15 protein-coding genes are annotated in these 18799 nt (G+C 60.9%); 11 read left to right on the forward strand and 4 right to left on the reverse strand.

Annotated features, from left to right (window positions below):
- Positions 1 to 58 precede the first annotated feature (58 nt).
- The 3 genes from BMH52_RS03165 to BMH52_RS03175 form a co-directional block, all read right to left on the reverse strand.
- The gene (locus BMH52_RS03165) at positions 59 to 1369 is read right to left on the reverse strand and encodes an MFS transporter (RefSeq protein ID WP_003193968.1); all 1311 of its coding nucleotides are present in this window, start codon (positions 1367 to 1369) and stop codon (positions 59 to 61) included.
- Positions 1370 to 1734: 365 nt separating this feature from the next.
- A complete protein-coding gene (locus BMH52_RS03170; protein WP_003193967.1) occupies positions 1735 to 2973 on the reverse strand; it encodes a transporter associated domain-containing protein in 1239 nt (412 codons plus the stop codon).
- 12 nt (positions 2974 to 2985) lie between these two features.
- Positions 2986 to 3798 (reverse strand): inner membrane protein YpjD, encoded by an 813-nt coding sequence (locus BMH52_RS03175; protein WP_003193966.1) that lies wholly within the window; start codon positions 3796 to 3798, stop codon positions 2986 to 2988.
- Positions 3799 to 4030: 232 nt separating this feature from the next.
- Here BMH52_RS03175 and ffh point away from each other — a divergent pair, with 232 nt between their 5' ends.
- From ffh to BMH52_RS03205, 6 genes are all read left to right on the forward strand, one after another.
- Positions 4031 to 5407: a signal recognition particle protein gene (gene ffh, locus BMH52_RS03180; protein ID WP_003193965.1), complete on the forward strand. Its 1377-nt coding sequence runs from the start codon at positions 4031 to 4033 to the stop codon at positions 5405 to 5407.
- A 251-nt stretch (positions 5408 to 5658) separates the two neighbouring features.
- Positions 5659 to 5910 carry a 30S ribosomal protein S16 gene (gene rpsP, locus BMH52_RS03185; protein WP_003175899.1) on the forward strand — a complete coding sequence of 84 codons (252 nt, stop codon included), beginning with the start codon at positions 5659 to 5661 and terminating at the stop codon, positions 5908 to 5910.
- 5 nt (positions 5911 to 5915) lie between these two features.
- The gene (gene rimM, locus BMH52_RS03190) at positions 5916 to 6452 is read left to right on the forward strand and encodes a ribosome maturation factor RimM (protein WP_003175898.1); all 537 of its coding nucleotides are present in this window, start codon (positions 5916 to 5918) and stop codon (positions 6450 to 6452) included.
- Positions 6434 to 7207, forward strand: coding sequence for a tRNA (guanosine(37)-N1)-methyltransferase TrmD (gene trmD, locus BMH52_RS03195; RefSeq protein WP_153475158.1), 774 nt, complete (start codon positions 6434 to 6436; stop codon positions 7205 to 7207). Before rimM ends, trmD begins: the two co-directional genes overlap by 19 nt.
- 45 nt (positions 7208 to 7252) lie before the next feature.
- Entirely contained in the window at positions 7253 to 7603 is a 351-nt protein-coding gene (gene rplS, locus BMH52_RS03200) for a 50S ribosomal protein L19 (protein WP_003175895.1), read from the forward strand.
- Positions 7604 to 7685: 82 nt separating this feature from the next.
- Positions 7686 to 8099, forward strand: coding sequence for an acyl-CoA thioesterase (locus BMH52_RS03205; protein ID WP_003193963.1), 414 nt, complete (start codon positions 7686 to 7688; stop codon positions 8097 to 8099).
- On the opposite strand, the gene BMH52_RS03210 is transcribed toward BMH52_RS03205, so the two are convergent.
- The gene (locus BMH52_RS03210; protein ID WP_020301361.1) at positions 8100 to 9908 is read right to left on the reverse strand and encodes a sodium:proton antiporter; all 1809 of its coding nucleotides are present in this window, start codon (positions 9906 to 9908) and stop codon (positions 8100 to 8102) included.
- A 107-nt stretch (positions 9909 to 10015) separates the two neighbouring features.
- On the opposite strand from BMH52_RS03210, the gene xerD reads away from it, so the two are divergent.
- From xerD to BMH52_RS03235, 5 genes are all read left to right on the forward strand, one after another.
- Complete coding sequence (gene xerD, locus BMH52_RS03215) at positions 10016 to 10912, forward strand: site-specific tyrosine recombinase XerD (RefSeq protein WP_014719783.1); 897 nt, start codon at positions 10016 to 10018, stop codon at positions 10910 to 10912.
- Between the two features lie 148 nt (positions 10913 to 11060).
- Complete coding sequence (locus BMH52_RS03220) at positions 11061 to 11792, forward strand: thioredoxin fold domain-containing protein (protein ID WP_005791088.1); 732 nt, start codon at positions 11061 to 11063, stop codon at positions 11790 to 11792.
- 128 nt (positions 11793 to 11920) lie between these two features.
- Positions 11921 to 13225 carry a homoserine dehydrogenase gene (locus tag BMH52_RS03225; RefSeq protein WP_003193959.1) on the forward strand — a complete coding sequence of 435 codons (1305 nt, stop codon included), beginning with the start codon at positions 11921 to 11923 and terminating at the stop codon, positions 13223 to 13225.
- Between the two features lie 67 nt (positions 13226 to 13292).
- The gene (thrC, locus tag BMH52_RS03230; protein WP_014719782.1) at positions 13293 to 14702 is read left to right on the forward strand and encodes a threonine synthase; all 1410 of its coding nucleotides are present in this window, start codon (positions 13293 to 13295) and stop codon (positions 14700 to 14702) included.
- A 281-nt stretch (positions 14703 to 14983) separates the two neighbouring features.
- Positions 14984 to 18556 carry a transporter substrate-binding domain-containing protein gene (locus tag BMH52_RS03235; protein ID WP_072435086.1) on the forward strand — a complete coding sequence of 1191 codons (3573 nt, stop codon included), beginning with the start codon at positions 14984 to 14986 and terminating at the stop codon, positions 18554 to 18556.
- Positions 18557 to 18799: the final 243 nt, after the last annotated feature.

Genomic DNA, 18799 nt, shown 5'->3' on the forward strand with positions numbered 1-18799 from the left:
GGGGACGCAGAGCGTCCCTAACTGCATTCCCACGCAGAGCGTGGGAACGAGCATGGGGTCAGGCGACCTTGTTCAAGTCGTTATCCCGCGTCTCTTTCAGGCACAGCACCGCAATCAAACTCAGCAACGCTGCCGCCGACACATACCCACCGACATAACTCAGCCCACCCATCGCCACCAGCTTGGTCGCGAAGAACGGCGCCGCCGAGGCTCCCACGATCCCCCCCAGGTTATACGCCGCCGATGCGCCGGTATAACGCACGCGGGTCGGGAACAGTTCTGGCAGCAGCGCGCCCATCGGTGCGAACGTCACGCCCATCAAAAACAGCTCCAGGGCCAAAAACAGCGCCACGGCCCAGGTGGAGCCATGGGTCAGCAGCGGCTCCATGGTAAAGCCCGACAGAATTGCCAGGACCGCGCCGACAATCAGCACCGGCTTGCGCCCGTAGCGATCACTGGCCAAGGCGGCCAATGGTGTCGCCAGCCCCATGAACAGCACCGCAAAGCACAGCAGGCCGAGGAAGGTTTCACGGCTGTAGCCCAAGGTGGAAACGCCGTAGCTCAACGAAAACGCCGTGGTGATGTAGAACAGCGCATAGCACACCACCATCGACGCGGCGCCCAGCAGTACCGGCAGCCAATGCTGGCTGAACAGTTCCACCAGCGGCACTTTCACGGGTTTTTCCTTGGCCACTGCATTGGCGAACACCGGCGTCTCATGCAGTTTGAGGCGCGCATACAGGCCCACCATCACCAGCGCGGCGCTGAGGATGAACGGAATGCGCCAGCCCCAGCTGCGAAATTGCTCGTCATTCAGGCTCATGGCCAAAATCAGGAACAAACCGTTGGCCGCCAGGAAGCCTATCGACGGGCCCAGTTGGGGAAACATGCCGAACCAGGCGCGCTTGCCCTTGGGGGCATTCTCGGTCGCCAGCAAGGCCGCGCCGCCCCATTCTCCACCCAGGCCGAGGCCTTGGCCGAAGCGTAAAACACACAAGAGAATCGGGGCCCAGGCGCCGATGCTGTCGTAGCCCGGCAACAAGCCGATCAAGGTGGTGCACACCCCCATCAGCAGCAGCGAAGCCACAAGGGTTGATTTACGGCCGATGCGGTCGCCGAAGTGACCGAACAACGCCGACCCCAGTGGCCGGGCGATAAAGGCGATGCCGAAGGTCAGAAACGACGCCAGCATCTGTGCGGTGCCGGAGGTCTGTGGGAAAAACACCGGGCCGATCACCAGAGCGGCAGCCGTGGCGTAGATGTAGAAATCGTAGAACTCAATGGCGGTGCCGACGATGCTCGCCGTGGCGACGCGGGCGGTCGAGTTGGCAGGTGCGGCGCTCGCGGCCTCTTGGTAGGTGGTGCTCATAACGTTATCCCTGACGGTTATTGCGCGTTTGGACGCGGATTATTATTGGTCGAGCACCCATGGATCAGGGCTATGCGCGGAGCGGCTCGGGATGGGAGCAAACGCCGGTCGGACATGGTAAGGCGGTGCCAGGACACGCTGAGTGCGGGTAGCACGCGGTCGGGCGGGGCTTGGGTAAGCCGCAGGGATTATAGGAAGGGGGCTAAGGATCCAACAAGGGGCTGGTGAGGATCTATGGCCTGGAACTGGATCAATGTGGGAGCTGGCTTGCCTGCGATAGCATCCCCTCGGTTCAACTGAAGGACCGAGTCGCCTGCATCGCAGGCAAGCCAGCTCCCACATTGACCGGGTTGAGCCTGCTGAGGTCAGGCGGCCACTGGCACGTGGCTGGTATGCCAGATCAATACTTTGCTCACCCGGTTGTCCTCGGTCTCGAGGATTTCCAGGCGATAGCGGCCGACTTTCAGGCACACCGCGCAATCGGGGATGGTTTCCAGCGCTTCGGTCACCAGGCCGTTGAGGGTCTTGGGACCGTCGCTGGGCAGGTGCCAGCCCAGGCTTTTGTTCAGTTCGCGGATCGAAGCGGCGCCGTCGATGATGTAGCGGCCATCGGGCTGGGCTTCGATATGCGGGTTATCCACCGCCTGATCGCTTTCGAATTCGCCGACGATCTCTTCCAGAATATCTTCCAGGGTGACGATGCCCAGCACTTCACCGTACTCGTCCACCACCATGCCCAGGCGCCGCTGTTGTTTGTGGAAGTTCAGCAGTTGCAGCTGCAACGGCGTGCTTTCCGGCACGAAGTAAGGCTCGTGGCAGGCGGCGAGCAGGGCCTCTTTGGTCAGGCTGGCGTCAGGCAGCAGGTGTTGGACCTGCCGGGTGTTGAGCACGGCCTGCACCTGGTTGATGTCGCTGTGGAACACCGGCAGGCGTGTGCGCGGCGAGGTGCGCAACTGTTCGATGATGTTTTCTATTGGCTCATCGAGGTTGATGCCGTCCACTTCACTGCGCGGCACCAGGATGTCGTTGACCGTGATGTTGTCCAGGGCATGGATACCGGGCAGGCCGGGAGTGCGGTCGGCGTCGGTATCGGGCTCTGGGTTGTCATCATGGTCGGGCAGGGGCTCGTCGCTGTTTTTCGCCACGCCGGATTTGCGTGCAAACGGGCGCAATAACAGCAGGCTGATGCCATTGAGCAGCCAGGCCAAGGGGTAGAGGATTTTCAGCGGCACGCCCAGCAATGTATTGCCAAAGCCCAGCACTGCCTGAGGGTGACGGGTGGCCAGGGCGCGGGGCAGGTAGTCGGCCAGCACCAGCAGCGCTGCGCACGAAATCAGCCAGCCTAGCCAGGGCCCGTTCTCTGCCCAGGCATAGATTGCCAGCAGGGTGCAAAGAATCACCACGGCGGCGCGACACAGGCTGTTGCACAGGATCAGGCTATGGCGCGGGAAGCTCAGGCGGGCGGCCGCCTTGTCGCCCTGGCGGGTGCCAGGGCGCAGGGCCAGCAGGTGTTGTTGCGCAGCTTCTATGGCAGTAAACAGCGCCGCCCACAAAATCAGCAGGGCAATTACGGCGAGCATCGGCCCTAAGGGCAAGTTGTCCATGATCACTGCCCGTCAGATATGCAGGATGTATTCGCGAACCAGCTTGCTGCCGAAATAGGCCAGCATCAACAGGCAGAAACCGGCCAGGGTCCAGCGGATGGCCTTGTGCCCGCGCCAGCCGAGGCGGTTGCGCCCCCACAGCAGCACGCTGAACACGACCCACGCCAGGCACGCCAGCAAGGTTTTATGGACCAGGTGCTGGGCAAACAGGTTTTCGACGAACAGCCAGCCGGAGATCAGCGACAGTGACAGCAGGGTCCAGCCGGCCCACAGGAACCCGAACAGCAGGCTTTCCATGGTTTGCAGGGGCGGGAAGTTCTTGATCAGCCCCGACGGGTGCTTGTGCTTGAGCTGGTGATCCTGCAGCAGCAGGAGCAGGGCCTGGAACACCGCGATGGTGAACATGCCGTAGGCGAGGATGGACAGCAGGATGTGAGCGAGGATGCCCGGCTCCTCGTCGATCACCTGTACGGTGCCGGTGGGGGTGAACTGCGCCAGCAGCACCGTGAGCATTCCCAGGGGGAATAGCAGCACCAGCAGGTTCTCCACCGGAATCCGGTAGCAGGCCAGCAGCGTCAGCGCGATGACGGCCGCGGCGATCAGGCTGGCGGCGCTGAAAAAGTCCAGGCCCAGGCCGACCGGGGTCATCAGGTGGGTGAACAGGCTGGCGGCATGGGCTAGCAGGGCCAGCACGCCAAGGCCGACGAGCAGACGTTTGTCCGCTTTGGCGCCTTGGGCCAGACGAGTGCCCTGATAGAGGGTCGCAGCGGCATACAAAATGGCGGCGGCGAGGCTGGGTAGCAAACTGGGTGACAAGGGGAGCATAAATCCTGGTAGGCAAGCCCGAAAGGCGTTGAGTTTGGCACACACCTGCGTTGCACGAAAGACTCCCGGGCCAGACAGCGGGTGTGCATGGGCGCAGTCTTCGCTATAATCCGCGACCTGCCCACGCCGCAGGCTCGGCGAACGCTGTTTTTAATAGCGATTTCCCCCAGCCTGGGCCGCCATTACCTCGGTCTACCTGCATTTCGATGAATAGGGCCTGAAAGGATCGCGCATGTTTGAAAACTTGACTGACCGTCTCTCGCAGACGCTGCGCCACGTTACCGGCAAGGCCAAGCTGACCGAGGACAATATTAAAGACACCCTGCGTGAAGTGCGCATGGCGTTGCTGGAAGCCGACGTGGCTTTGCCGGTGGTGAAGGACTTCGTCAACTCGGTCAAGGAGCGTGCGGTCGGCACCGAAGTGTCCCGCAGCCTGACCCCGGGCCAGGCCTTTGTGAAGATCGTCCAGGCCGAGCTCGAAAGCCTGATGGGCGCGGCCAACGAAGACCTGAACCTCAGCGCCGTGCCGCCAGCCGTCGTGCTGATGGCGGGTCTGCAAGGTGCGGGTAAAACCACCACCGCCGGCAAACTGGCGCGCTTCCTTAAAGAGCGCAAGAAGAAATCCGTGATGGTGGTGTCGGCCGACGTGTACCGTCCGGCGGCCATCAAGCAGTTGGAAATGCTCGCGGGCGAAGTGGGCGTGACCTTCTTCCCGTCCGACCTGAGCCAGAAGCCGGTCGACATTGCCAACGCGGCTATTAAAGAAGCCAAGCTCAAGTTCATCGACGTGGTCATCGTCGATACCGCCGGTCGCCTGCACATCGACGAAGAGATGATGGGCGAGATCAAGGCGCTGCATGCCGCGATCAACCCGGTCGAGACCCTGTTCGTGGTCGACGCCATGACCGGCCAGGATGCGGCCAATACCGCCAAGGCCTTTGGTGACGCACTCCCGCTGACCGGCGTGATCCTCACCAAGGTCGACGGCGACGCCCGTGGCGGTGCCGCGCTGTCGGTACGTGCCATTACTGGCAAGCCGATCAAGTTCATCGGTATGGGCGAGAAGAGCGAAGCGCTCGAGCCGTTCCACCCTGAGCGTATCGCCTCGCGCATCCTCGGCATGGGTGATGTGCTCAGCCTGATCGAGCAGGCCGAAGCCACGCTCGACAAGGACAAGGCCGACAAACTGGCCAAGAAGCTGAAGAAGGGCAAGGGCTTCGATCTCGAAGACTTCCGCGACCAGCTGCAACAGATGAAGAACATGGGCGGCCTCGGCGGCCTGATGGACAAGCTGCCCAACATCGGCGGTGTGAACCTGGCGCAAATGGGCAACGCCCAGGGCGCGGCAGAGAAACAGTTCAAGCAGATGGAAGCCATCATCAACTCCATGACCCCGGCCGAACGCCGCGACCCTGAGCTGATCAGCGGTTCGCGCAAGCGCCGGATCGCCATGGGTTCCGGCACCCAGGTGCAGGACATCGGTCGCTTGATCAAGCAGCACAAGCAGATGCAGAAGATGATGAAGAAATTCTCCGCCAAGGGCGGTATGGCCAAGATGATGCGCGGCATGGGCGGTATGTTGCCCGGCGGCGGCATGCCTAAAATGTAAAGTATTCGAGCGCAAGCCTTGCTTGCGCTCCGCCCCACAGGGATGTGGGATCTCCAGCAAACCCGCCGTTGGCGGGCGCTGACTCGCCGTTTTAACCGACGGCTCTATAGCAGATCTGAATGGCACGCTGATAGGCGCCAGAAAAAGACATTTGCAAAAGTCCGGATATTCCTTAGAATATGCGGCCTTTCGGGCACCTATGCCCGCTGTGCATTTAGATTTGCAGCACCGACTACAGGAACGATGTTCACATGCTAACAATCCGTCTTGCCCTTGGCGGCTCCAAAAAGCGCCCGTTTTACCACTTGACCGTAACCGACAGCCGCAACCCGCGTGACGGTTCGCACAAGGAACAGGTTGGTTTCTTCAACCCTGTTGCTCGTGGTCAAGAAGTTCGTCTGTCCGTGAACCAAGAGCGCGTAGCCTACTGGCTGAGCGTTGGCGCACAGCCATCCGAGCGCGTTGCAAAACTGTTGAAGGACTCGGCTAAGGCCGCAGCCTGAGCAATATGAACGCGACGCCAGCTGTTGCTGATGATTTGATCGTTATCGGCAAGATTTACTCTGTTCATGGCGTTCGCGGCGAAGTGAAGGTGTATTCCTTTACTGATCCGACTGAAAACCTGTTGCAGTACAAAACCTGGACGCTCAAGCGCGAAGGGAGTGTGAAGCAGGTTGAGCTGGTCAGTGGACGCGGGAGCGACAAGTTCCTGGTCGCAAAGCTCAAGGGTCTTGATGATCGTGAAGAAGCTCGTCTTCTGGCCGGTTATGAGATCTGCGTGCCGCGCAACCTGTTCCCTGAATTGACCGACGGCGAGTACTACTGGTACCAGCTCGAAGGTCTGAAGGTTATTGATCAACTCGGGCAATTGCTGGGGAAAATCGATCATCTTCTGGAAACCGGCGCCAATGATGTAATGGTGGTCAAGCCTTGCGCTGGCAGCCTGGATGACCGTGAACGCCTGTTGCCCTATACCGAGCAATGCGTGTTGGCCGTCGACCTGGCAGCGGGCGAGATGAAGGTGGAATGGGACGCGGACTTCTAAGCGTGGCTAATTTGCGCATTGAAGTGATCAGTTTGTTTCCCGAGATGTTTTCCGCCATCAGCGAGTACGGCATCACCAGTCGGGCGGTGAAACAGGGGCTGTTGCAGCTCACCTGTTGGAACCCGCGAGACTACACGACGGATCGACATCACACTGTGGACGATCGCCCATTTGGCGGTGGCCCGGGCATGGTGATGAAGATCAAGCCCCTGGAAGATGCGTTGGTTCAGGCCAAGGCAGCCGCCGGGGAGAAGGCGAAGGTAATTTACCTGTCCCCTCAAGGCCGTCAGCTGAAACAGGCGGCGGTACGCGAACTGGCGAATGAGGAAAGTTTGATCCTGATTGCCGGTCGCTATGAAGGCATTGACGAGCGTTTTATTGAAGCTCATGTCGATGAAGAGTGGTCGATTGGGGACTATGTCCTGTCTGGCGGCGAGCTGCCGGCGATGGTCCTGATAGATGCGGTTACACGACTGCTGCCCGGAGCTTTAGGGCATGCGGACTCCGCGGAGGAAGATTCCTTCACGGATGGTTTGCTGGATTGCCCGCACTACACCCGTCCGGAGGTGTATGTGGATCAGCGTGTTCCCGACGTATTGCTAAGTGGCAATCACGCACACATCCGGCGTTGGCGTTTACAGCAGTCCCTTGGTCGGACCTATGAACGACGCGCCGATCTTCTGGAAAGCCGCTCGCTTTCTGGAGAAGAGAAGAAGCTGCTCGAGGAATACATCCTCGCGCGGGACGATAGTTAACAACGTATCGATGGTAGGTCCATTGACTTACCTTAGGAGCACAGCATGACTAACAAAATCATCCTTGCACTCGAAGCAGAGCAGATGACCAAAGAGATCCCTACCTTTGCCCCGGGCGACACCATTGTCGTTCAGGTGAAAGTGAAGGAAGGCGACCGTTCGCGTCTGCAAGCGTTCGAAGGCGTGGTAATCGCCAAGCGTAACCGTGGTGTGAACAGTGCTTTCACTGTTCGTAAAATCTCCAACGGTGTTGGCGTAGAGCGTACTTTCCAGACCTACAGCCCGCAAATCGACAGCATGGCCGTCAAGCGTCGCGGTGACGTACGTAAAGCCAAGCTGTACTACCTGCGTGACCTGTCCGGTAAAGCAGCTCGCATCAAGGAAAAACTGGCTTAAGTCCAGCTTCCCGATGCAGAAAAAAGCAGCCTACGGGCTGCTTTTTTGTGCCTGAAATTTGCCTATCTGCCGGTATTGACCCATGACCACCCGCCTCGAAGAAATCCAGCGCCGCACCGACCTGTCCGTCACCCACGTGACCAAGGCCGTGTTCCCGCCCACCACCAATCATCACAACACCCTGTTCGGCGGCACTGCCCTGGCCTGGATGGACGAAGTGTCGTTCATCACCGCCACGCGTTTCTGTCGCTTACCTTTGGTGACGGTCTCCACCGACCGTATCGACTTCAACCATGCGATCCCGGCTGGCTCTATCGTTGAGCTGATCGGTCGGGTGATCAAGGTCGGCAACACCAGCCTCAAGGTCGAGGTTGAAGTGTTCGTCGAGAGCATGAGCGCTGATGGCCGTGAAAAGGCGATCCAGGGCGTATTCAGCTTTGTCGCGATTGACGCAGATAAACGCCCTGTCCCAGTACTGCCTGGCTTTGTTGACTGATTACTCGGCGGTGCTGGCCTGCGGTTGAATGACCGCCAGCAAGGTCCAGCCCGCTACGGGCTTCAAATTGCTCTCGGGCGAGACCACGTGCACCCAGCCGCTGGTGTCCCTGGCAAACAGCAAGGTGGCGCGCTCGCCGTGCAACGCCTGGTACTGCTCCCAGCCAAAGCCGTCGGTGAGGTTGGTGCTATACAGTTCGGCGCCCTGGCCCAACAGGCTGGCCAGTTTGGTGTAGCTCAAAGGTTGGCTGCCCAGCAAATGGCCACGGTGTTCATGGCTGGCCTTGTGCTTGTCGGTGCGACGGTTTTCCTGGCTGCTGGCCAGGGCGAACAGGCGATGGCCGAAGTCATGGCGAAAACGCATGGTGGCCAAGGCATTCAGTTCGCCAGAAGGCGAGAGGGCGAGCAGATGCCCCAGGCCGACCAGGTCCAGATGGGATTCGGCATGCTGGGAGGCCGGGTTGCCGAAGTACGTAGGCAAGCCTTCCATACGACTGGCGCGGATGTTTTCCCAGCTGGAATCCGTCAGCAACACGCGGCTGCCCAATTGCTGCAACGCCTTGCCGAGTGCTCGCGCCGGGCCGTTCGCACCCACGATCAGGAAGCCGCTAGGCGCCGGCTCAGCGACTTTGAGCAGGCGGGCCAAGGGGCGTGCCGTGGCGCTTTGCAGCACCACGGTGCCGATGATCACCGCGAAGGTCAGCGGCACCAGCAACAACGCGCCTTCGTGGCCAGCCTCATCCAGACGGATCGCAAAGATCGCTGACACCGCCGCCGCCACAATGCCCCGTGGGGCGATCCAGGCCAGCAGCGCGCGCTCGCGCCAGTTCAACCCCGAGCCAAAGGTCGAAAGCGCCACGTTCAACGGGCGTGCAATGAATTGGATGATCAACAGCAGGATCAACACGAACGGCCCCAGGGCGATCATGGCGTTCAGGTCCAGGCGTGCCGCCAGCAGGATAAACAGCCCGGAAATCAGCAACACGCTGAGGTTTTCCTTGAAGTGCAGGATGTGCCGTACATCCACGCCTTTCATGTTCGCCATCCACATGCCCATCAGCGTGACCGCCAGCAGGCCGGACTCATGCATCACCTGGTTGGAAGCGATGAAGATACCCAGCACGCCCGCCAGTGTCGCCAGGTTATGCAGGTATTCCGGCAACCACTGGCGGCGCATGATCTGCCCCAGTACCCAGCCACCGGCGATGCCGAACAGGCTGCCGCAGAGGATGACGCCGCCGAAGGTCAGCAGGCTGTGGCTCAAACCATCGCCCGACGCACTGGCGATGATAAAGCTATACACCACTACCGCCAGCAGTGCGCCAATCGGGTCGATGACGATACCTTCCCAGCGCAGGATATTGGCGATGGACGCTTTGGGGCGCACCACACGCAACATGGGCACGATCACGGTTGGGCCGGTGACCAGTGTCAGGGTGCCGAACAGCAGTGCCAGCATCCAGTCGAAACCCAGCAGCCAGTGGGTGGCCAGGGTGATCACCGCCCAGGTCGAGAGTGCGCCGACGGTGACCAGCCGGTGGACGACGCTGCCGATTTCCTTCCATTCCGACAGGTGCAGGGTCAGGCTGCCCTCAAACAGGATCAGCGCCACTGCCAACGACACCAATGGCATCAACAGAGGGCCGAACATTTCCTGCGGGTCGAGCCATCCGAGTATCGGCCCTGCCAGAATCCCGCTCAGCAGAAGAAACAGAATCGCCGGCAGTTTCAGGCGCCAGGCCAGCCACTGGCAGCCGAGTGCGGCCACGCCAATACCGCCAAAAGCCAACAAAATCTGTTGTTCGTTCATTAAAGCTTCCTGTTCCTTGAATTAGCGGGCTATGAAAGACTAATGGCTCTTGCCACAGTTCACTAAATAATTCGCGTATTGCCTTGTGCTGCGTTGCTTGAGTGCCCATGCCTGCCATTGACCATCCCCTGATCGACCGCTTCCTCGACGCCCTCTGGTTGGAAAAAGGCCTGTCGGACAACACACGCCAGGCCTACCGCAGTGACCTGGCGCTGTTTAACGGCTGGCTGCAGGAGAAAAAACTTGAGCTGAAAAATGCCGGGCGCGAGCTGATCCTCGATCACCTGGCCTGGCGCCTGGAGCAGAACTACAAACCGCGCTCCACTGCGCGATTCCTCTCCGGCGTGCGTGGCTTTTATCGCTACCTGCTGCGGGAAAAACTCATTGCCGTCGACCCGACCCTGCAAATCGACATGCCGCAACTCGGCAGGCCGTTGCCCAAATCCTTGTCGGAAGCCGACGTCGATGCCCTGCTCGCGGCCCCGGACCTGAGCGAGGCCATCGGCCAGCGCGACCGTGCCATGCTGGAGGTGCTGTATGCCTGCGGCCTGCGCGTCACCGAACTGATCAGCCTGACCCTGGAGCAGGTCAACCTGCGCCAGGGCGTGTTGCGCGTGATGGGCAAGGGCAGCAAGGAGCGGCTGGTGCCGATGGGCGAGGAGGCGATTGTGTGGGTCGAGCGCTACATGCGCGATGCGCGCCACGAACTGCTGGGTGGGCGCCCCAGCGACGTGCTGTTTCCCAGCCAGCGCGGCGAGCAGATGACCCGCCAGACCTTCTGGCACCGCATCAAGCACCAGGCCAAAGTGGCCGGGATCGGCAAGGCGCTGTCGCCCCACACCTTGCGCCATGCGTTCGCCACCCACTTGCTCAACCACGGTGCGGATTTGCGCGTGGTGCAAATGCTGCTTGGGCACAGCGACTTATCCACAACCCAGATCTACACCCATGTGGCACGCGCACGTTTGCAGGACATGCACGCCAAGCACCACCCGCGCGGATAAAACCGTCAGAAATGGCCCATTTTACCTGTCGCGGTCTGCCCTCCCGCCCAACTGTGGTAGGCTTTGCCGGTTCGCAAAGGGGACGGCACCCGTTGTGTTCCAGATCTGTATTCTGCTCCCGTCCCTGCCTCTGCCTTCAGGAGTTCCCATGCGCTTGACCCAGATTATTGCCGCCGCAGCCATTGCGTTGGTTTCCACCTTTGCGGTCGCCGATGATGCGGCCGAGCAGACCATTCGCAAGAGCCTGGCCAACCTGGCGCTCGATACCCCGATCGAAAGCATCAGCGCCAGCCCCATGGCCGGCCTGTATGAAGTCAAGCTCAAGGGTAGCCGCGTGCTGTACGCCAGTGCCGATGGCCAGTACATCGTCCAGGGCTACCTGTTCCAGCTCAAGGACGGCAAGCCGGTCAACCTGACCGAGAAGGCCGAGCGCCTGGGCGTGTCGAAGCTGATCAACGGCATCCCGGTGGCTGAAACCGTGGTTTACCCCGCCATTGGCGAAACCAAGACCCATATCACCGTGTTCACCGACACCACCTGCCCGTACTGCCACAAGCTGCACGCTGAAATCCCGGCACTGAACAAGCTGGGCGTGGAAGTGCGCTACGTCGCCTTCCCGCGCCAGGGCCTGGGTTCGCCGGGTGACGAGCAGTTGCAGGCGGTGTGGTGCTCGGCCGACAAGAAAGCGGCCATGGACAAGATGGTCGACGGCAAGGAAATCAAATCGGCCAAATGCGCCAACCCGGTTTCCAAGCAGTTCGCCCTGGGCCAGTCCATTGGTGTGAACGGTACACCGGCCATCGTTTTGGCCGACGGCCAGGTGATTCCGGGCTACCAGCCGGCGCCGCAAGTTGCCAAACTGGCACTGGGTGCCAAGTAAGCATTTATCGTTGAGCCTTTGACGATCATGGCCCGCCGAACCGTCGGCGAGTCATTAATTGAGAGCCGCAGTTGTGCGGCTGTTTTCACGGCCGACCTAGCGTCGGCCGTTTCATGGGGAGTTCTTCAGTGAAACCGGTCAAAGTAGGCATCTGTGGGTTAGGGACCGTCGGTGGCGGTACCTTCAACGTACTTCAGCGTAACGCTGAAGAAATTTCCCGCCGCGCAGGTCGCGGGATTGAAGTGGCGCAGATTGCCACGCGTTCGCCAAAGCCTCAGTTCGAAACGACCGGTATTGCGATTACCAACGATGTGTTCGCCGTGGCCACCAACCCTGAGATCGATATCGTTATCGAGCTGGTAGGCGGCTACACCGTGGCCCGCGAGCTGGTGCTCAAGGCCATCGAGAACGGCAAGCACGTGGTCACCGCCAACAAGGCGCTGATCGCCGTGCACGGCAACGAGATCTTCGCCAAGGCTCGCGAGAAGGGCGTGATCGTGGCGTTTGAAGCCGCGGTGGCCGGTGGTATCCCGGTGATCAAGGCGATCCGTGAAGGCCTGTCCGCCAACCGCATCAACTGGGTGGCCGGCATCATCAACGGCACCGGTAACTTCATCCTCACCGAAATGCGCGAGAAGGGCCGTACCTTCGAAGACGTGCTGGCCGAAGCCCAGGCCCTGGGTTACGCCGAAGCCGACCCGACGTTCGACGTGGAAGGTATCGACGCCGCCCACAAGCTGACCATCCTGGCCTCCATCGCCTTTGGTATCCCGCTGCAGTTCGACAAGGCCTACACCGAAGGCATCACCAAGCTGACCACCGCCGACGTGAACTACGCCGAAGCCCTGGGCTACCGCATCAAGCACCTGGGCGTAGCGCGCAGCACCCCGGCGGGCATCGAGTTGCGGGTTCACCCGACGCTGATCCCGGCCGACCGCCTGATCGCCAACGTCAATGGCGTGATGAACGCGGTGATGGTCAACGGTGACGCCGCCGGTTCCACCCTGTTCTACGGCGCCGGTGCCGGCATGGAGCCGACCGCTTCGTCAGTGATCGCCGACCTGGTGGACGTGGTTCGCGCCATGACCAGCGACCCGGAAAACCGTGTGCCGCACCTGGCCTTCCAGCCGGACTCGCTGTCGGCCCACCCGATCCTGCCGATCGAAGCCTGCGAAAGTGCCTACTACCTGCGCATCCAGGCCCAGGACCATCCAGGCGTGCTGGCCCAGGTGGCCAGCATCCTGTCGGAGCGCGGTATCAACATCGAGTCGATCATGCAGAAGGAAGTCGAGGAACAAAACGGCCAGGTGCCGATGATCCTGCTGACCCACCGCGTGCTCGAACAGCACATCAACGATGCCATCCATGCCCTGGAAGCCTTGCAAGGCGTGGTCGGCCCGGTGGTGCGGATTCGCGTCGAACACTTGAACTAACCGATTTGTTCCAGGGGCCCCGTCCATTCGGCGGCCCCTGTTCGAGAATGTTTTAGAGGAGCCAGTCATGCGTTACATCAGCACCCGCGGCCAGGCACCGGCCCTGAATTTCGAAGACGTTCTGCTGGCAGGCCTTGCCACCGACGGCGGCCTGTATGTGCCGGAAAACCTGCCGCGCTTCACCCAGGAAGAAATCGCCTCCTGGGCCGGCCTGCCGTATCACGAGCTGGCTTTCCGAGTGATGCGCCCGTTCGTCACCGGCAGCATTCCGGATGCGGATTTTAAAAAGATCCTGGAAGAGACGTACGGCGTGTTTGCCCATAGCGCCATCGCACCTCTGCGCCAGTTGAACGGCAACGAGTGGGTACTGGAGCTGTTCCACGGCCCGACCCTGGCATTCAAGGACTTCGCCCTGCAACTGCTCGGTCGCCTGCTCGACTACGTGCTGGAAAAGCGCGGCGAGCGCGTGGTGATCATCGGCGCCACCTCCGGCGATACCGGCTCGGCGGCCATCGAAGGGTGCAAGCACTGCGAAAACGTCGATATCTTCATCCTGCACCCGCACAAGCGCGTGTCGGAGGTGCAACGTCGGCAGATGACCACCATCTTCGGTGAGAACATTCACAACATCGCCATCGAAGGCAACTTCGACGACTGCCAGGAAATGGTCAAGAACAGCTTCGCTGACCAGAGCTTCCTCAAGGGCACGCGTCTGGTGGCGGTGAACTCGATCAACTGGGCGCGGATCATGGCCCAGATCGTCTACTACTTCCATGCATCGCTGCAGTTGGGCGGCCCGGCGCGTTCGGTGTCGTTCTCGGTGCCGACCGGCAACTTCGGCGACATCTTCGCCGGTTACCTGGCACGCAACATGGGCCTGCCGATCAACCAGTTGATCGTCGCCACCAACCGCAACGACATCCTGCATCGCTTCATGAGCGGCAACCAGTATGTGAAGGAAACCCTGCACGCCACGCTGTCGCCGTCCATGGACATCATGGTCTCGTCGAACTTCGAACGCTTGCTGTTCGACATGCACGGTCGCAACGGCGCAGCCCTGGCCGAGTTGATGAACAGCTTCAAGCAAGGTGGCGGTTTCAGCGTCGAGCAAGAGCGCTGGACCGAAACCCGCAAGCTGTTCGATTCCCTGGCCGTGGACGATGCACAGACCTGCGAAACCATCGCGCAGGTCTATGCCGAGACCGGCGAAGTGCTCGACCCGCACACGGCTATCGGCGTGAAAGCCGCCCGCGAATGCCGCCGCAGCCTGGATATTCCAATGGTGATCCTCGGTACCGCGCACCCGGTCAAGTTCCCGGAAGCGGTCGAGAAAGCCGGCATTGGCAAGGCCCTGGAGTTGCCGGAGCATTTGACCGACCTGTTCGAGCGCGAAGAGCGCTGCACCGTATTGGCCAATGACCTGAAGACAGTGCAGGCGTTTGTCAGCCAGCATGGCAATCGGGGCAAACCGCTCTGATCGACAGGGCTGCCTGAAGGCCGACGGGCATCTTTGTGCTGCCCATCGATCCAAAATGTGTGGGCTTGCTCGCGAATGAGGTGGATCAGTCACACATTCAGTGACTGACACAGCGCTTTCGCGAGCAAGCCCGCTCCCACATTTGAGACGGTTTCATCCACCCAAGACGTGGTGGAGCAACAGTCAGCTTTTTTGCAGTCGGCCAAGCCCGTCCTCGTGACGGGCTTTTTCATTCTGGCGAGCCATACTTGCCCAGTCGCCCAATCAAGGAAACCCAACCGGTGCAGGTGTTGATCCAATGGACGTTGAAGCTGGTGTGCCTGTTGTGGCTCATCCAGGTGCCCATGAGCCTGGCCGCCGTCAGCCTGCCGTTCAAACTGGTCCCGGCGTTTATCCCGCTTGAACCTATGCCGCTGGCGCCAACGGAGCAGCAGTGGTTGGCGGCGCATCGGACACTCAAAGTGGGTATCTCGATAGATGACTACCAGCCGATCGATATCACCCGCGACCGCAATCGCTACCAGGGCATCAGCGCCGATTATTTGAGCCTGGTTGGCGCGCGGCTGGGTGTGCCCATGCAAGTGCTGGGCTTCTCCGAGCGCGCCCAGGCGGTCGAAGCGCTGCGCAACGGCACCATCGACATTCTCACCAGTGCCAATGGTTACGAGCGTGACGTACCTGGCCTGCAATTCACCCCGGACTACATGCCCGACCGTTCGGTGGTGGTGCTGCGTCGCGACGATACCCAAGGCGACGATCTGGCCGGCAAGAAGCTGGTGTTGCTCGACGGCTACGCCAACGTGCAGAAGGTGCACGCGGCGTATCCCGACAGCCACATCATGCTCGCCCCCAACCTCTACAGCGGCCTCGAAGCCTTGAAGCAAGGTGACGTCGATGCGTTTATCGGCAACGAAGTGATTGTGCGCGCCTATAAATCGCTGCGGCCTTACCTGGGGTTGCAGATCAAGGAGCAGAGCCGGCTGGCGCCCATCGGTTTTGCCTTCGCCACCCGCCAGGCAGATCCGTTGTTGGGGGCCATGATGAACCGCGCGCTGGCAAGCCTTGACGAGTCGGTGCAGCGTGAAATCCTCGCGCGCTGGACCACCGGGCTCGGCGTCGGTATCAGTGGTGAGCGCGTTGCGTTGTCGGCGTCGGAACAGGCCTGGGTGCGTGAGCATCCCCATGTCGTGGTGGTGGCCCAGCAGATGTCGCCTTACATTTTCAGGGACAAGGACGGCCAGTGGGTTGGCCTGAATGTCGACCTGTTGAATCGCATCTCGCGCATGACCGGTTTGCAGTTCGTCTATGAAGAGGTGGGTTCTACTGCGCAAACCCTGGAATGGCTGGAAACCGGCCGGGCACAGATGAACACGACCCTGGCTGTGAATCAGGAGCGCAGTGCGTTGCTCAACTTCAGTCATGGTTTTGGCGGGTCCGGCTGGGTGTTTATCGAACGTGCCGATGCCGCGCCCCTGACGGGCTTGAACCAGTTGGACGGCAAGGTGCTGGCATTGCCGGCGCGCCATGTCATGGAGAGCCAGATTCGCCATGACCATCCGCGTATCAAGTTGCGCCTGGTGGACAATTACACCCAGGCCCGCGAGTTGGTGCGACGAGGCGAGGCGGCCGCCACGATACAGACCGAAGTGGAAGTGCAGAGTTACCCGGAAGATGGCCTGCGTATCGGACGCAGTGTCGATGGCAAGTGGTCGTCCAACTGCCTGTCGGTGCGCAAGGACCAACCTGAGCTGCTGAGCATTCTGAACAAGGCCCTGGAGGCGTTGCCGGTGGCTGAGCTGAGTGCGTTGCGCCTGCGTTGGATCGGTGCCGTGGCGATTCCGCTGCCGGCCTGGCAACGCGTACCGCCATGGGCCTATTGGACGGTGGCCACGGCGCTGCTGTTTGTGTTGGTGTCGCTGGTGTGGAACAGCCGGCTCAAGCGCCAGATTCGCCAACGGCTGGAGGCCGAGCAACGGCTCAACGATCAGTTGGCGTTCAAGCGCGCACTGCTCGACGGCATGCCCAACCCGCTGTTCGTCCGCGACCTGGACGGGCGCCTGGTGACCTGCAATAAAAGTTATGAACAGCAATTGGCGACCCGGCTGGAGCTGATCCAGGGCCTGACGCTGATGGAGAGCAAGGTCGTGCCCGACGCCACAGCGGCACGCCTGCACGAAGGCCACATGGAGCAATTGGCCACGCAGCAGCCGTTGTTTGTCGACCGGCAATTGGAACTCAACGGCGGCAGTTATCACGTCTACCAGTGGACCGTGCCTTTTTTTGACGCCCAGGGCCGCCTGCAGGGGTTGTTGGGCGGTTGGATCGATATCAACGAACGCAAAGACCTGGAGCGTCAGTTGATGGACGCACGCCAGGCCGCCGACGAAGCGAACTACGCCAAAAGTGCATTTCTCTCGGCCTTGAGCCACGAGATTCGCACTCCCATGACTGCCATCATTGGCTTGCTCGAACTGGAGCAAGAGCGTTGCCTGGCAAGCGGCCAGCCGGTTTCCGAGGCGCTGCAGGTGGCCCATCGTTCGGCGCGCGAGCTGATTGCGCTGATGGGCGACAGCCTGGACTTGGCCAAGATCGAGGCCGGCCACCTGCAACTGGCGCCACAGACCACCGAGTTGAAGCGTTTTTTCGAGGGCATTCAGAGCCTGTTCGAAGCCACAGCGCAAAAGAAGGGCCTGCACCTGACCCTGGCGTTTGATCCGGCTGCTCAGGGTTATTACTGGTTCGACCCGCTGCGGTTACGCCAGGTGATGCACAACCTGTTGGGCAATGCGCTCAAATTTACCGAGCGGGGCGGGGTTCACCTCAGCGTGACCTGCCAACGGGATGAGACCGATACCGAATACCTGCACCTGTGCGTCAAGGACAGTGGCCCGGGCATCAGCGCCGAGCAACAGCCGCGGGTGTTCAAGCCTTTTACTCAGGTGAGCGCCTTGACCGCTGCGCAACACGGTGGCACCGGGCTGGGCCTGAGTATCTGCAAGCAACTGGTGGAATTGATGGGCGGCAGCATTCACCTCGATAGCGTGGTGGGCGAGGGGACAGTGGTGTGCATTGACCTGCGCCTGGACCGGGTCAGCACCGATGATGTGCCGGCAACGCCCACCGCGACGTTGTCACCGACGGGGCGCAGCCTGTCGATACTGGTGGTGGATGATTTGGCGGCCAACCGCCTGGTGCTGGCGCAGCAGTTGCAGTTCCTCGGTCATCAAGTGGTCGCCCTGGAGTCGGCCGAGGCCGCGTTGCAACGCTGGCGTGAGCAGCGTTTTGACGTGTTGGTCACCGATTGCCAGATGCCCGGCATGTCCGGTTATGCCTTGAGTGCGGCGATACGGCGCCTCGAAGCCGAGGAGCAACGGCCTCGTAGCGCGCTGGTGGGTTGCACCGCGAACGCCATGAAAGATGAACAACGCCGCTGCGAGGACGCCGGTATGGATGAACTGCTGGTCAAGCCGGTGACCTTGGAACACTGGACCCAAGTGCTGGCACGCCTGGCACCCCAGCGTTCGTTCGATATCGAGGCCCTGCGCACCATGACCCAGGCCGATGGCCCGGTGCTGCAAAGCATGTTGCAGGAACTGGCCAAGAGCCTGGACCACGAACACGAGGTGTTGGCGGGTGCCCTGGCCGAGCGCGACGTGGCACGCTTGAATGCATCGCTGCACCGGCTCAAGGGCATTTGCTCGCTGGTGGACGCACTGCCACTGGCCAAGGCCTGTGTCGCCCTTGAGCAATGCGCCCGTGAACAGCGCGGCGCCGAGCTTGAAGAACCCTGGTTGCGCTTGTCCGAGGTGCTCAAGGCTTTTCGTCGCGACCTGCAACCTTATCTGGATGCGTAACCCAGCCCGTATGCCGATCAGCCAAGCGAACGCAATGCTCAAGGCAACGAAGATCAAATGTGGGAGCTGGCTTGCCGGCGATAGCGGTAGTGCAGTAACAGATGTAGCGACTGACACACCGCCTTCGCAGGCAAGCCAGCTCCCACAGGAGGTCTGCGCTTGACCGACAAGGCTTGCCCCTCCCACATTTAAAGAAGCTTTTAGGACACGTCCTATGGGATACGGCGTAGCGTATGGCTACTG

It is taken from the genome of Pseudomonas sp. BTN1, assembly GCF_001907715.1.
In the GTDB taxonomy this organism is placed as follows: Bacteria; Pseudomonadota; Gammaproteobacteria; order Pseudomonadales; family Pseudomonadaceae; genus Aquipseudomonas; species Aquipseudomonas paracarnis.

What these genes read in the sequence shown, in the direction of transcription:
- BMH52_RS03165 (WP_003193968.1), bottom strand. Translation starts at nt 1,369, where the DNA reads ATGAGCACCACCTACCAAGAGGCCGCGAGCGCCGCACCTGCCAACTCG.
- BMH52_RS03170 (WP_003193967.1), bottom strand. Translation starts at nt 2,973, where the DNA reads ATGGACAACTTGCCCTTAGGGCCGATGCTCGCCGTAATTGCCCTGCTG.
- BMH52_RS03175 (WP_003193966.1), bottom strand. Translation starts at nt 3,798, where the DNA reads ATGCTCCCCTTGTCACCCAGTTTGCTACCCAGCCTCGCCGCCGCCATT.
- ffh (WP_003193965.1), top strand. Translation starts at nt 4,031, where the DNA reads ATGTTTGAAAACTTGACTGACCGTCTCTCGCAGACGCTGCGCCACGTT.
- rpsP (WP_003175899.1), top strand. Translation starts at nt 5,659, where the DNA reads ATGCTAACAATCCGTCTTGCCCTTGGCGGCTCCAAAAAGCGCCCGTTT.
- rimM (WP_003175898.1), top strand. Translation starts at nt 5,916, where the DNA reads ATGAACGCGACGCCAGCTGTTGCTGATGATTTGATCGTTATCGGCAAG.
- trmD (WP_153475158.1), top strand. Translation starts at nt 6,434, where the DNA reads ATGGGACGCGGACTTCTAAGCGTGGCTAATTTGCGCATTGAAGTGATC.
- rplS (WP_003175895.1), top strand. Translation starts at nt 7,253, where the DNA reads ATGACTAACAAAATCATCCTTGCACTCGAAGCAGAGCAGATGACCAAA.
- BMH52_RS03205 (WP_003193963.1), top strand. Translation starts at nt 7,686, where the DNA reads ATGACCACCCGCCTCGAAGAAATCCAGCGCCGCACCGACCTGTCCGTC.
- BMH52_RS03210 (WP_020301361.1), bottom strand. Translation starts at nt 9,908, where the DNA reads ATGAACGAACAACAGATTTTGTTGGCTTTTGGCGGTATTGGCGTGGCC.
- xerD (WP_014719783.1), top strand. Translation starts at nt 10,016, where the DNA reads ATGCCTGCCATTGACCATCCCCTGATCGACCGCTTCCTCGACGCCCTC.
- BMH52_RS03220 (WP_005791088.1), top strand. Translation starts at nt 11,061, where the DNA reads ATGCGCTTGACCCAGATTATTGCCGCCGCAGCCATTGCGTTGGTTTCC.
- thrC (WP_014719782.1), top strand. Translation starts at nt 13,293, where the DNA reads ATGCGTTACATCAGCACCCGCGGCCAGGCACCGGCCCTGAATTTCGAA.